At 61.1% G+C, this 13,513-nt stretch carries 14 protein-coding genes; 6 read left to right on the top strand and 8 right to left on the bottom strand.

All coding sequences use genetic code 11. The annotated features are described in order from the left end of the window. Nucleotides 1–31: 31 nt before the first annotated feature. The 6 genes from DM816_RS07680 to DM816_RS07655 form a co-directional block, all read right to left on the bottom strand. Entirely contained in the window at nucleotides 32–271 is a 240-nt protein-coding gene (locus DM816_RS07680) for a hypothetical protein (RefSeq protein WP_117209450.1), read from the bottom strand. Beyond that, a complete protein-coding gene (locus DM816_RS07675) occupies nucleotides 268–1,761 on the bottom strand; it encodes an FtsK/SpoIIIE domain-containing protein (RefSeq protein WP_117209449.1) in 1,494 nt (497 codons plus the stop codon). The genes DM816_RS07680 and DM816_RS07675 overlap by 4 nt, the downstream gene beginning before the upstream one ends. Nucleotides 1,762–1,766: 5 nt before the next feature. After that, complete coding sequence (locus DM816_RS07670) at nucleotides 1,767–2,153, bottom strand: hypothetical protein (protein ID WP_117209448.1); 387 nt, start codon at nucleotides 2,151–2,153, stop codon at nucleotides 1,767–1,769. Continuing rightward, nucleotides 2,150–2,482: a hypothetical protein gene (locus DM816_RS07665; RefSeq protein WP_117209447.1), complete on the bottom strand. Its 333-nt coding sequence runs from the start codon at nucleotides 2,480–2,482 to the stop codon at nucleotides 2,150–2,152. The genes DM816_RS07670 and DM816_RS07665 overlap by 4 nt, the downstream gene beginning before the upstream one ends. Continuing rightward, the gene (locus tag DM816_RS07660; RefSeq protein ID WP_162907211.1) at nucleotides 2,482–2,814 is read right to left on the bottom strand and encodes a hypothetical protein; all 333 of its coding nucleotides are present in this window, start codon (nucleotides 2,812–2,814) and stop codon (nucleotides 2,482–2,484) included. Before DM816_RS07660 ends, DM816_RS07665 begins: the two co-directional genes overlap by 1 nt. Before the next feature lie 231 nt (nucleotides 2,815–3,045). Further along, nucleotides 3,046–3,453 (bottom strand): plasmid replication, integration and excision activator, encoded by a 408-nt coding sequence (locus DM816_RS07655; protein ID WP_117209445.1) that lies wholly within the window; start codon nucleotides 3,451–3,453, stop codon nucleotides 3,046–3,048. A 154-nt stretch (nucleotides 3,454–3,607) separates the two neighbouring features. Between DM816_RS07655 and DM816_RS07650 the strand changes: the two genes are divergently transcribed. The 6 genes from DM816_RS07650 to DM816_RS42285 all read left to right on the top strand — a co-directional run bounded on the left by DM816_RS07650 (nucleotide 3,608) and on the right by DM816_RS42285 (nucleotide 11,506). Next, nucleotides 3,608–4,366: a GntR family transcriptional regulator gene (locus DM816_RS07650; protein ID WP_117209444.1), complete on the top strand. Its 759-nt coding sequence runs from the start codon at nucleotides 3,608–3,610 to the stop codon at nucleotides 4,364–4,366. An 8-nt stretch (nucleotides 4,367–4,374) separates the two neighbouring features. Beyond that, the gene (locus tag DM816_RS07645) at nucleotides 4,375–5,220 is read left to right on the top strand and encodes a hypothetical protein (RefSeq protein WP_117209443.1); all 846 of its coding nucleotides are present in this window, start codon (nucleotides 4,375–4,377) and stop codon (nucleotides 5,218–5,220) included. Then, nucleotides 5,217–5,645 (top strand): NUDIX hydrolase, encoded by a 429-nt coding sequence (locus DM816_RS07640; protein ID WP_117209442.1) that lies wholly within the window; start codon nucleotides 5,217–5,219, stop codon nucleotides 5,643–5,645. Before DM816_RS07645 ends, DM816_RS07640 begins: the two co-directional genes overlap by 4 nt. Before the next feature lie 613 nt (nucleotides 5,646–6,258). Next, complete coding sequence (locus DM816_RS07635; protein WP_117209441.1) at nucleotides 6,259–7,539, top strand: helix-turn-helix domain-containing protein; 1,281 nt, start codon at nucleotides 6,259–6,261, stop codon at nucleotides 7,537–7,539. Between the two features lie 9 nt (nucleotides 7,540–7,548). Continuing rightward, nucleotides 7,549–8,133, top strand: a complete 585-nt coding sequence (locus DM816_RS07630) for a flavoprotein (protein ID WP_117209440.1) — start codon at nucleotides 7,549–7,551, stop codon at nucleotides 8,131–8,133. Between the two features lie 949 nt (nucleotides 8,134–9,082). Then, a complete protein-coding gene (locus tag DM816_RS42285) occupies nucleotides 9,083–11,506 on the top strand; it encodes an AAA family ATPase (RefSeq protein ID WP_162907210.1) in 2,424 nt (807 codons plus the stop codon). Between the two features lie 937 nt (nucleotides 11,507–12,443). Here DM816_RS42285 and DM816_RS07615 read toward each other — a convergent pair. Further along, nucleotides 12,444–12,794: a DUF5615 family PIN-like protein gene (locus DM816_RS07615; protein ID WP_211588582.1), complete on the bottom strand. Its 351-nt coding sequence runs from the start codon at nucleotides 12,792–12,794 to the stop codon at nucleotides 12,444–12,446. A gap of 5 nt (nucleotides 12,795–12,799) precedes the next feature. Next, nucleotides 12,800–13,249 (bottom strand): hypothetical protein, encoded by a 450-nt coding sequence (locus DM816_RS07610; protein ID WP_117209474.1) that lies wholly within the window; start codon nucleotides 13,247–13,249, stop codon nucleotides 12,800–12,802. Nucleotides 13,250–13,513: the final 264 nt, after the last annotated feature.

The raw sequence follows: 13,513 nt of genomic DNA, 5'->3' as shown, positions 1-13,513 counted from the left end.
CTGGCATCGGTGTCACTGGAATCGTTGTGGCTCAAAGAGGTTCACCTCCTGTCAGCCGGTAAGGGCGATGCATGGTGCCGTACACGCGCACCTTGTCGTCCGGAGCGGGTTCGGGTTCGGACACTCCAGTGAGGGAGAAGAAGCGCTCCAGCATCCGCAGATAGGCCGCCACCGAGGCCCGCGACCCCACGAGCCGGAATTCAACCGGTCGGTACGGACGACCGGGCATGCCATCCTCGCGCCCACCGCTGCCGTTGACGTACGCGTTCATCGGTTCACCTCATACACAGGCTTGATGTCCAACACCTGTCCGTCGAGCACGGTCGGTGGGTTGATCGCGGGCCGGTACTGCTGGCCCAGCTCTGCGAGTTGGGTGTCGTCGTGGTAGGGGAAGCGCAACCGAACCGGCTGTTGATCACCTTCGAGCATCATGTACGCGACACCAGGCAGCGATTCGGGGATTTCATGGCAGGCCGCTCCGCGATCGACCGCATCATCGTCCAGAATCAGACCCACTTCGGACTCTTCGTTGAGCCGCAACGCAATCCGGGTTGTGAACAGGTTCCGGAACGGAAGGATCTCTTTGCGCGGATCCTGCAACGCGGCGACGACATGCACCCCGACCGCCCGGCCCTGCGACAGGATCAGCGACAGCGCGGCATTGATCCTTTCTTTGAGCTTCTTATCCGTCAGGTACGCGATCATCGCTCCGAACTCGTCGATGACTATCACGATGGTCGGGTCACCCGGCGTGGCCTCGTGCGTGCGCTGCCGCCGCTGGCGAAGGGTCTCCTGTCGCCTCTTCATGGTCTTGACCAGGTCTTCGAGCGCCCCGGCCATCGACTCGGGATCGCCGAAGTACAGCCGATGGAACAGCGGCTCGCCGTTGATCAGCTCCACACCGCCCTTCGCGTCGAAGCCGTACAGGCGGATCGTGCCGTCGCGGACACCCGCCGCAAGCCCGGCGACGATGGCCCACAGCACCGAGCCTTTCCCAGCCCCGGACGCTCCGGCGATGAGCACGTGCGTCACCAGCGAGATGAAGACCTTCTTGCTACCGGCCTGTATCGCTACCGGCAACCTTCGCAAGTCCGGAACGGCCGGCACCGGCAACGGCGCGATCGTTGTGACCAGCGAGTCGCGGACCTGGACGTGAAGCACAATGCGATTCCGTCCACGCCTCCCGCTCACCGACCGCACCCGGCACGACAGCGCGTTGAAGGCATACGCGAACCGGGCAGCGTGCTTGGCCCAATCGTTGGGATGCTGACCGTGGAGCATCCGCACCGTGACCAAGTCGCCCTCGGCGTCGCGGCGCACTTTGATGATGCTCGGGTAGTACCGGTCACCGTCGAACGCGACTGCCAAGCCGAGGTTGGCGCATGTCGGGTACCACGGCTTACGGAAGACGAACCAGCGACGCCACTGCGCGATGTAGAACCAGCCCAGCCACCGCGAGAACGTCGCCGGATGCCGCCACCACCACACCGCCAACCCTGCCGCTACGGCAGCCAGGATGGAAACGGTGAGACCCCAGCCGTACCGCCACCAGCCATAGCCCACCACGGTCGCGGGCATGGTGACCCACCAAAACCGTAGGTAACACTTCAGGCCCCATGAGCCGCCCCAGTACAGGCACTTGATTAGCTGGCCGAGCAGATACAACGGCCACGGAATCCCCATGGTCGGCTTGCGAAGCACCGACCGCGACATCACAACACGCTCCGGATGCCGGTCCCCCGCAACGGGTTTGCCGAACATGATGGTTACCTCCCCTCGTCCATGGGCGAGAACAACGACGGCTGAACCGCCGACACCGCAGCAGAACGACTCGCCGCGCGGCGCGTGTTGCGCACAGGTACCGCAAGAACCGGACGGCACATCAACGGCGTCCACCGCCCACGACCAAGCACCGCCCGCGCGTCGACCGGATCAGTCACCAACTGCGCGACCTGATTAGCGTCCACATGCGACAGCAGCGCCTGTTTGCGTGCCAACGCGGCCAACGCTCCGGCCGCCTCGGCAAGAATCGCGACCCGCGCCACAGCCGGTATCGCCGCCAGCTCAACCCGGCGACCCTCAAAGACCACCGACGACGCTGCCGACGCGACCGCCAGACGACGCCGCAACATCCGTGCACTGATCGGTGTCATGACCCGACCTCCACATAAAGATCAGCGGTCACGACAATCCGGCAGCCCCGGAAGTCATCAGTGGATCCACGCAGATGCGTAACCCCGCACCGAGTTACCTCGGTCACCTCGGCGATGCCCAAGAACCGTGTCCAGGCAAGGAATGCCGCTCGGCGCGACTCGGCGTCACCTTCACGACATGTGCCCACCAGCATCCGGCCGCAGCCGGTTTGCCAGTGCACGAGCGGCAACTCAGCGCGGACCGCCTCGCCGATGAAGTCAGCCAGGACTTTCACCGCCTGCCGCTGCCAGATCAACCGCTCCTTGTCCGTGATCGGGCCGAACAGCATCACCGATCACCCCCGTTGACGAGCTCGTCCAGATGCGCGATCACCGTCACCCGACACCCACGCACGTCGTCTGCGGTCGCTTGCAGGGCGAGCCTGCCATCCTCGGAGTATTCGAGAATCCGTGGTACATCAAGGAGCTTCCGCCACGCCTCAAACTCCGAACGACGCTGCTCGTCGTTACCGCACAGGGAATGCCCCACCAACGCGCCGGTCGTGGTCACCGTCCACGCCAACGGCGGCAACCCAGCATCGTCAGCCGCCGTCAGCAACCCAGCCAGCACATCAGCTGTCCGCAGCTGTGCGGCATACATCAGATCGCGCGTGCTAGCCATCACCGGTCACCCCGCTGCCGCGAACCGCAGTCGGCGCAGCAATCCATGGGATGCGCGACCGGCACCTTGCCACAGAAGAAACACCAAGCCTGGACCCGGATAGCCACCCGAGACAGGCGGCGTAGTCTGGACACAACAAACTCGCCCTTCCAAGGGATACATGAGGTTTGGGTGTCCGGGACGAGACAGTCCGCCAAGACAATCGGCTCGTCCCGGACGATCACACCGTCGTCACGCAGCAGCAGCGACCTGCGACGCAGAAACCGGCACCATGTCGCGGGCCTGGATAGACCAGGCCAGCCTTTTGCTTCCGCCGAAGCCGTCCGCCAAGTACGGTGTCACCGCCATGTCCGTGAACTCAACCGGCGTGAACGGCGATCCTTCAGGAGCCGCAGGCGGCACAGGCTGATGACGCGCAGCCAGCTTCACCGCGACCGCCTTCGACGCTGCCTTCACCGCTGGATCTGCGTCGATCACCGTCACTTGCCACATGAGTTCGCCGGTATCCGGGTGGATGGCCTGACCCAACCGGTTGCCGTTGCCGTCGTACTGCCAGACCGGCGTTACCTCGGAGTTCAGATATGCCCCGTGCGGAAACACCTGCTCGAATCGGATCGGGATCGGACCCTTGATCGCCACGTCTCATCTCTCCTTGATCGCTCGACGTATTACGTCTTACAAAGACTGTACGTCCGGTTCACCAGGGATGCAAGACGTATTACGTCCCCGCTTCCAAAGATCTTCCGACAGGCCGTAGGCTCTCCGTAAGACGTACTACAATCAGGGGTTTTCTATGGCAATGATCGAGACGCCGAGGTCTCAATACGGCCAGATCGCAGAACTACTGCTGCGCCGCATCGAAGACGGCACCTACCCCGCGGGAAGCCCGCTGCCGAGCGAAGACCGCCTTGCCGACGAGCTGGGCGTCTCGCGCGTCACCGTCAATCGCGCCGTGGGCCTCCTCCGCATCGCCGGGCACGTCAAGGTCAAGCGCGGCAGCGGCACTCTCGTCCGCGCCCTCCCGATGATCCACCGCGACGCCAAGGCACGATACGCCGCCAGGGCACAGGGCACCGGAGCCGGAGATGTGGAAGCCCGCTTCCACAACCTACAATCCAAAACCGTCTATCGGCGCATCGCCGAGACACCCGCACCGGAGGACGTCGCCGAAACCCTTGGCATCAAAAAGGATCAACCCACTCTGATCCGTAGCCGCGTGCTGTACGCCAACGACGAGCCCACACAAATCGCCGACTCATACATCCCGTGGACCATAGCCGAGAAAAGTCCTGAGCTACTCAACGAGAACGCCGGCCCCGGCGGATCCTACGAGCGTTTGGCCGATATCGGCCACGGACCAGCACGCTTCACCGAAGATGTAACCGTGCGCATGCCCACCGACGAGGAACAACGGGTACTCGAACTCGAACCGACCCAGCCCGTCTTTCAGATCTGGCACGTTGCCTACGACGGGAAGGACAGGCCCGTCGAGGTGACCGTTCATGTCATGCCGGGGTATCTGTGGAAGCTGCGCTACGGATGGGACGAGTAGGCGCCGCCATGTTCGTGACCACCGCGACCGAGGCCGCACCCGGCCAGCTCGAAAACGAAGACCGCGTCCTCGTTCGCGGCCCCCTGGTTGCCGTGTTCGACGGCGTATCCCAACCGTCACATCTGGACAGTGGATGTATGCACGGTGCCGCCTGGTACGTCAACATGCTGGCCGAGCATCTCGCCCAGGCCGCCAACACCGACATGCCTCTGACCGACCTCCTTGCGACCGCCATCGCGCACACCTCGGCAGCACACGCCGATACGTGCGACCTGTCCAACCCGATAACACCGGCCGCGAGCGTCGGCATCATCCGAGAAACCCCCGCCAGCCTGGACTACCTCCTGTTGTGCGACGCGTACCTGGTCACCGACAACGGCCACGAGGTCACCATGACCACAGACCTGCGATTTGCCCATGCCATCGCTGATATCCGGCGTCAACACCTCAACGGCCAAACCGAGTACGGTTCACCCGCCCACGAGAACGAACTCGTCGACGTCGCCCGCCAAAAACAGGCGCTCACCAACACGCCAGCCGGCTACTGGATCGCCGCCGCCAACCCGGATGCCGCACACCACGCCATCACGGGAACCTTGCCCCTCGCTGGCGAGCAGGCTATCCGCCGCGCCGCCCTGCTCACCGACGGAGCAACCCGCGCCGTGGACACGTTTGCGCTCATGGACTGGCGGGAACTGCTCGACATGATCAGCCAACACGGCCCGCACGAACTCATCCGCCGTGTCCGCGCCGCCGAACTGGCCGACCCGACCGGTGCCGAACGCCCACGCTTCAAACGCCACGACGACGCCACGATCGCATACGCCACCTTCACCCAGGAGCGCACGACATGAGCCAGTCCTCCCGCCACTCCGTCAGCGTCGCCGCCGTCATCACCAACGACGACGGCAAGGTGTTGGTCATCAAGCGACGCGACAACGGTGCATGGCAACTACCCGGCGGCGTGCTCGAACTCGACGAAACCATCGAAGACGGCGTCGTCCGCGAAGTCCGGGAAGAAACCGGCGTCGACGTCAAACCGACCCGGCTCACCGGCATCTACAAAAACATGAACCTCGGCGTCGTCGCCCTCGTCCTACGCGCCGAACTCCTTTCAGGACAACCACACCCCACCGACGAATCCGCAGAAGTCGCATGGTGGACCCCTGACCAGGTCACCGCAGGCCAAAGCGAAGCCTTCGGTATCCGCATCCTCGATGCCCTGCGCGACACCCACATCCCAGCCATCCGCCACCACGACGGCACCAACCTCCTATAAGGATGGTGTACCAGTCGTGTGAACGTCATGCTAGAGAACTGCACGCGGATCAAGCGCAGCGATCCGCTCGTCACTCCATCCCGCCCGGTGTAAGACATGAACGCTCCAGAGCCGGAAGTACGCCCGGCAACTATTGCAGTGCAAGCCTTCCGGCCACACCATCGCACAGTGCAGATGCACCACTTGTGCGTTCATATCGATGGCGCGCTCAGCCACAGGGTCCGAGGAAGCCTCCGTCGCGTTCTCGACATCCCCAGGCCGGTCCGTGTGCAGGCCGCCAGTTGACTGCTTCGTGACCATCCCACGCCTCCTTGCCGCCCTTACCACGAGCACGGCCGGACGTAACCGAATCCCGGCACTGCACACCGCCGGCCGTGGAAGCGAGGCCACCGCGAGCCGCGGGAGAAGCCGAGCCGTGACCTCGCTCTACATCCGGAAAGGGGAGTCTCATCCGCGTGCGGACTACCAGATGCAGATCTGACTCTGGCTGATGAGATCCACGCTGTACACGGCGGGAATCCGGCGAAAATCCCTCAATGCGTTGCGTCGGCGACTTGACCTGTACCAATGTTTGAACAAACCGAACGAACGACCACCCGCGAGGGATTGAATCATGAAGCGACAACGGCTGGCCGAGCGGCGCAAAGCCATCGGGCTGAGCCAAGAACAGCTGGCAGTCCTAATCGGTGTCGATACCACTACCATCGGCCGCTGGGAACGCGCCGAAGCCAGTCCACAACCGGCGCACCGGCCGAAGCTGGCCAAAGCGCTCCAGGTATCCGTCAACGAGCTCGCCGTGCTCCTCATCGCCACGCACACCGGCCGCACCATCCCCCGGACAACCGGCGTTCCCGCAACGCCACACGATATTGACATGCCAGGCTCGGCTACCACTGCGACCAACAGCCACGATGCCAGCGCCGGCCGCTTCAGCGTGTTGTCGGCTCGCCTCAGCAGTGCTCTGCTGTACCCGACGCCGAGCGCCACGACGCAGCCTGTGACCGCCAAGTCCCTGACAAACGCGGCAATGGAGGCATGGGACCTACGGCAGCGTACCCAATACGAAGCCCTCGGCCACCTGCTCGCGGAACTGATCCCGCAAGCAGAGGCATACGCGGCCGACGCGAACACTTACGATGCCACAACGGCGAACGAAGCCTTGGTCCACCTATACAACGCCGCGTCTTCGCTGCTGAAGCGACTCGGAAACAACCTGCTCGCCGCCGTCGCAGCCGACCGAGCAGTCAGAACCGCCTTGCTGTCCGACAGCCCTGCCCTGATCGCATGCGCAAAATACCGCTTAGCCAATGTGCTCTTGGCTGCTGGACGCTTGGACGAAGCACTAACGACCGCCTTCAACGGCGCTGACCATGTAGACGTCGGCCGAGTAAATGTGCCTCACCGTCAAGGCATCCGAGGCGGATTACTGCTCACCGCCGCTGTCGCCGCCGCCCGGAAATCGGACCGAGCCACAGCATACGAACTCCTCGGCGAAGCCCACATAGCAAGCCAGCTCCTCGGCAAGGACGTCGCCAACCTCTACACCATCTTCGGCCCAACAAACGTCGCGATACACCACGTCCAAATAGCCATGGAACTCGGCGACGCCCGCGAAGCAATACGGCGCGGCCAACAGGTTAACCCGCGCAACCTCCCCAACGGCCTAGCAGAACGGCGCGGACAATTCCTCATCGACATGGCTCGAGCACACATCCTCAAACGCGAATACCAAGCGGCAACCACCGCGCTCGTCCACGCCGAACGCGTCGCACCCCAAGAACTTGAGCTCAGCGACCAAGCATACGGCGCCATCAGCGTACTGCTCAGCCACCCCCGCGCGAACCTTGCAACAGAGCTCCGCGCTCTCGCAAAACGGATCGACCACAAGGCATAGGAGACTCGTATGAGCACAGCGCGAAACGGCAGCCCCACCCTCTACATGATCGCATGCGGCGGCAGGGCAGCAGCCGACCTCGCACCGTTCGTAGCCGCCCGGCAGCGCGATGGCTGGACGGTATGCGTCGTGGCCACGCCGTCAGCGCTGAAATTCATGAATGTCGCCGAGATAGCCGAGCTCACCGGCTATCCAGTACGATCCGACTACAAGCAACCCGACGAGCCAGACGTCCTACCGCTGCCGAACGCGATCGCCGTCGCCCCTGCCACCTTTAACACGATCAACAAGTGGGCACACGGAATCAGCGACACGCTCGCGCTTGGCCTTCTCAACGAGGCGATTGGCCTTGGCCTACCGGTGGTCGCAGTGCCGACACCCAGTACGGCTCTAGCCAGACACCCAATCTTCCTCGAAAGCGTCGGCCGGCTCCAGTCATGGGGCGTCCGGATACTCTTCGATTCTGACGTCTACCCGCTTCCCATCCCCAACATGGGATCCTCAGCAGCCACCCTCTTCCCCTGGAGCGCTATCGCAGACGAGGTGAACACCATGCTGGCCGCAGCTATTCATGGCCTCGGGTCGATCGGATGACGTCCTGGTTGGCGTTGACGGCCCGGCCGACATAGGCACCAGGATCCGGTTGGCGGTCCACGTCCTCACTTCCTTTTGATCAACTAAGAGAGCAGAGGCGAAGTTCTTTCTGACTGCCGCGCCGCTTCCGGTGCTCGGGCCTTCGGCCCTGCGCTCCGGGTCGGCTTGCCATCGACCATAGCGATTCGACGGCCGTGACATCACAGCGGCGGCTGGTTGCGCCGATCGGCACGATCCACGTTGGAGCGACTGACGGACCATCCGTAGACCCCAGCCACGGAGTTCGACATCAGGCAAGCGTTCTCATCTGCAAACATGCTCGCCGTAACCACTCGTCGTTGGCTGTCGAAACTTTCCATACGAGGTCAAGGGCCGCGCAAGCGCGGCCACCGCGGCCCGGCACGCGCCTGCTCATGCCTCCGGCCCGCGGCGCTGCCGGCCGCCAGTCAGCAGCAGCCTTTCACCAGATGAAAGATCAACGATTGACATTTCGGGCATACTGATCACCGGTGCGCCGAGGTCACGCGCTGGCGACCGTCATGCCCAGTGGCGGCATGCTGTAAATTTCAAGATCAAAAGTTTGGAAGATCTTTTATTTACCACGCACCGTCGTGGCCACCCGGAGTAGCTCCCGCGGAGGAGCGGTCGGGCCTTTGACGGCCCTTCCCATCTAACTCCGTGAGTGGCTGAAACTCAATGCCTCCGGCGAAAGCGCTCCGGCCCCCAGGATGGTGACCATCCCATCCTCCATCGACCCGGGGCAAGCCGAGCCGGAACCTGTCGGGCCCGCGCAAGGGCGGGCCGATGGCGGACGGGGATGGACGAAAGAATCTTGTTTGCGCAAGTAGCTTCGCAGACGAAACAGCCACGCTACTGACTAGGTAGCTTTCCCGAGTTTTATGCTCGTAGAATTAGCGCTCTTGAGAGGAGAGCGGCTGTGGACCGATACATGAGCGGTAAGCACAAGCTCCAGGACCTGATCCGCGAGCTTGGTAGCGATTCCCTGAATGAAGCCACTACTAGGCATCGTATCATCGACCGCTTACTGCATGACTGTCTCGACTGGAGTCCTTCCTCAGTCACAGCCGAACACTACGAAGATGGCGAATACGCCGACTATGTCCTCGGGGCACCCACACCAGAGGTGGTAGTTGAGGCGAAACGCGAAGGAGTGCACTTCACGTTACCGGCGGGTCTTGCCGGACGTCGCTCAGTTGATCTTCGTAGCCTTCGAGACGACCCGCTTTGTGACAAGGCAGTCCGACAGGTTCTGCGCTACTGCCAGGACCGTGGCGTGCCCATTGCCGTACTTACGAATGGTCGCCAACTAGTTGCATTCTATGCCTCTCGACAGGACGGAGTACCTCCGCTCAACGGAAGGGCACTGTTGTTTTCGTCGCTCGACGAAATGCTGGCGGATTTCGATAGCCTCTGGAATAACCTATCTCGCGAAGGAATTGGATTAAAGACTTTACAGCGACACCTCCTAGGAAAATCTCCTCGGGCACTACCACCGCCCAAGCCATCTGATCAGATTCAAGGTTACAAGACTCTGCGCATACGAACTCATCTAGAAACCGACCTTAAGCAACTTGGCGAGTTGTTCCTTCAGGACCTGGGAAGATCTCGGTCAATTTCGGCCGACTTTATAAAGAACTGTTACTGTGCCACCGGTGCGTTATCTCAATATTCTGCGGTTAGCAAAGAAATTCTCCGATCGCGGTACGCCGCTCTTGAACGCTCAGTCCAAGCCAAGCCCGAGAGCGTGACAACCAGGTTGGGCATCAATCCGTCATTGACCGCCATTACAATGACGGAGGCGCTAAGCAATCGCCCGATAGTACTGGTTGGTGACGTTGGTGTCGGAAAGAGCATGTTTATTCGACACCTTCTTGAGGTTGAGGCACGCGATCTTCTCAACAATGCATACGTGTTCTATATCGACTTCGGCCGCGAGCCTGCCCTCGCAACGGACCTCAAATCGTACGTCACGCGGCGCTTAGTCGAGCAACTCAGAGAAATACATCACGTCGACTTCGAAGAATCCGAATTTGTTAGGGCGGTCTACAAAAAGGAACTTGAGCTACTGCGAAAGAGTCCTGTAGGTGAGTATGCGGATCTGAACCCGACCCTCTATCGCGAGAAGGAGATTGAATACCTGATCGGCTTAACAGGCCGCACAGAAGCTCACTTGAAGAAGACATTTGAGCACCTCCGGAAGAAGAAGCGGCGTTCACCGATCTTCGTACTTGATAACATCGATCAAAGGCAACCTTCATACCAAGAAGAGGTATTCCTGATAGCAGAGTCTCTAGCGGATGGTTGGCCTGGGACTGTGTTTGTTTCGCTCCGCCCCAAAACGTTGTATGAGTCCAAGACAAAAGGGTCGCTGTCGGCGTACCCGCTCAAGGTTTTTACCGTATCGCCTCCAAAGATCGATCAAGTGATATTGCGCCGACTTGAGTGGGCGCATGAGAAGCTCCTGCAAGCAGCGGGATCAGGCGCTTTCGCAACACAATTCAGCGTCAACGCTCCAGCGATGCGGGCCGTGCTAGAAGCGTTAATTAAGGCGTTCAAAGAAAACAGGGAACTCAATGAGATCATTGATAATCTGAGCGGAGGAAATGTCAGATCCGCGCTTGAGTACCTGAACACGTTTATCGGTAGTCCGTTCGTTTCTGTTCAACGTATGGTTGAGATAGCTGAGCGCGGTGGCGTATACAGAGTTCCGATACATGAGTTCATGCGAGCCATTATTTATGGCGACTACAACTATTATGTTCCCTCCGAGAGTAAAATTTGCAACGTTTTCGACATCGATACAGACGATGGCCGGGAACACTTTCTACTTCTCATGGTCTTGTCGTGTGTCGAAGCCGAGGGTGTCGCGGGTGATAGCTTGGGCTATGTTGAATCTTCGGTGATCCGATCATTCGGTCAATCAGCTGGCTTCAGCCAGGAACAGATAGCCCCAAAGATTGCAATAGCGCTTTCTCGTGGCCTACTATCTGCGCCAGAAGGAGATACCTTCAACGGGCCGTTTCGCATCACGACCATAGGCAGTTACATGTATAAGTCAATGGTGCAGCGGTTCTCCTACCTTGACGCTATGGTTCTCGACACGCCTATCACCGATATCAAGTACCGCCGTCTGATAAGGGATGTTCAATCCATCAATGAGCGCCTGGAACGTGCGCGTATCGCCAAGAACTACTTCGATGAACAGTGGGACCGCTTACCCAGCGGAAGCTCTGATCTACCGTTCGATTGGACAATTGCCTCTGCTGCACTGGCCGCTGACATCGACAAGGCGGAACGACGTGCACAGGATGCAGCACGTAGACGGGATGAGGCCCGGAATGAAGGTGTCTAGGTGAACCCTTGCACGTAGTTCTATGCAAAATGTGAGCAATGATCTCCGCCGCGTAACTGAACGAACTGTATCCAAGCAGGTGAAGAGGCTTCCGAACGCAGATGGTTTACGGTTTCCTAAACCGTGCGTCGCAGGTTCGAATCCTGCCAGGGCCACCATTTGATCAGGCAAAACGGACCCCTCGCTGGGCACATGCACCGCGAGCAATTAGAACGCCAGTGCCACCAGCTGCCACCAGACGCCATGACCGGCCCTGTTTGTCGCCAGTCGCGGAACATTCACGGAATGATCTAGGAGCAGTTTTTCCCAGCTCGCAAAGCAAGAAGCGGCCGGAGTTCGGCCACCTCTGACTGTATCTGAAGATCACAGCTGTTCGCCTCGCAACGCCTTCTCGATCCTCCGATTCACGAGCTGCTCGTCTCCGTCTATGCACTTCGCGTAGACCTTGAGCAGGACTTCGACGGAGTTTCCGGCCCGGTTGGCAACCTCCGTCCGGGAACCCGGCGTCGAGCCACAGCGACAGGCATGCGTGGCGCAGGTCATAGGCTGTGCCAGCGAGCACCGACATGACCTGAGCGGGTTTCAGCGCGATCTGGCGAACGAGGGACCACACGCGGGAGTAGTCGTGCGTCAAGTCCGCCTTGCAGTCCAGGCACGAGGCTGGAAGGTGGCAGTCCTGCTCACGAAGCCCCATCGCCTCGCCCGGCCGCAGATCCACGAAGTAGATCGCGCCGAAGAACGCCCGCTCCGCTGGGTTGAGTTCAACGTCGCATAGTCATCGGAACGTTCTTGGTCATTCGCTGCGCTGAGCATGCAATCATCTCAGGGCATCCGGACCACGACGAGACTTCTGGCTGGTAGATAGCATCTCGCCAGGCAAGGGCACCTGGTTCCCGAGCCAAGAGCCATTCACTCCGCTGCGTGTTGCAGTGAATCGTTAGTCTTCGGCGGCGAGCCAGATTACGCCATCCGCACCTGGCAATTGCTTCGCGGCGCATAGCGCGTCGAGGGCATCGCCAAGCCGTGCGAGTCCGCGGGCGGTGCGCGGGAACCGTTGCGCAGAGACGAAGATGAGGCCGGCGTGGGTGGCGCCTTGAGCTGCGAGGCGTGCGAAGTCGCTGATGTTCTCGGTAACCACGCATCGGTTGTTACGCGCGGCCCAGGCCAGTACGTCGTCATCGCTTCTGGAGGCAAGCCCTACCTCGACGTCCAACACGGCGAGGACATCATGGCCCATGTCGCGCAGCCGCTTCGCGAGAGCAGGCGGGTACATCTCGTCGAGCAGCAACCCTGTCAAGGCTTCCGCCGCCTCAGTAGCGCTTGCTGGGCTGCCCACAATTGCTCTTCTCGCTCGGCCACCTCAGTGTTGCGGGCAATGCGTTCATCGATCTCGGCCGGGTAGGCCGTGTAATAACGCAAGGCGACGCTCACTCGGGCCTGGCTCAAGCCGGTGACGGTAGCCAGCTCATCCACCAGGGTTTCCCCGTCGAGATCCGGGCTCTCGTCGCGGATGGCATTCAGTGCGGCGATGACCTCCCAGACGTCGGGACCGCCGGCCAGGGCGGCGCGTCGACCGGTTGGCCCAGGGCGGAAGACGATCCCGGGGTGCTCATAGGCGCGCAGTGATTCGTCAATGAACATGTTGGCGACCGACGATGACGACGAACCAGGGTGCTCCCTGACGTACTTGTCGAGCCGGGACAGCACCGCCTCGTCAAAACGGACGGAACGTGGAGCGGTCATGACTACAGTGTAGTCGAGCGTAGTGCGGCATGTCAGGAGCTGATCACTATGACGAGCACAGCCCATGCGGTGCCGGGCCGCCTTCGCCTCCAATCGATCGGCCCGCATCCACCAGCGCCTCTAGTCGCATGATCCCGTGGCGGTGGTATGCGCTCGCTCAGCGGAGAACGCGGCATATTCACGGAATGATCTAGACGGGGAGAGTCGAGTGCCAGGGCCGAGGCACCTGATGAAGAAGCCTTTCCCAATCCGCTGTCCCGAAGG

Source organism: Allorhizocola rhizosphaerae (assembly GCF_003426775.1).
Lineage (GTDB): Bacteria > Actinomycetota > Actinomycetes > Mycobacteriales > Micromonosporaceae > Allorhizocola > Allorhizocola rhizosphaerae.
The sequence above is the reverse complement of the archived record's forward strand: the minus strand, read 5'-3'. Positions and strand labels throughout refer to the sequence as shown.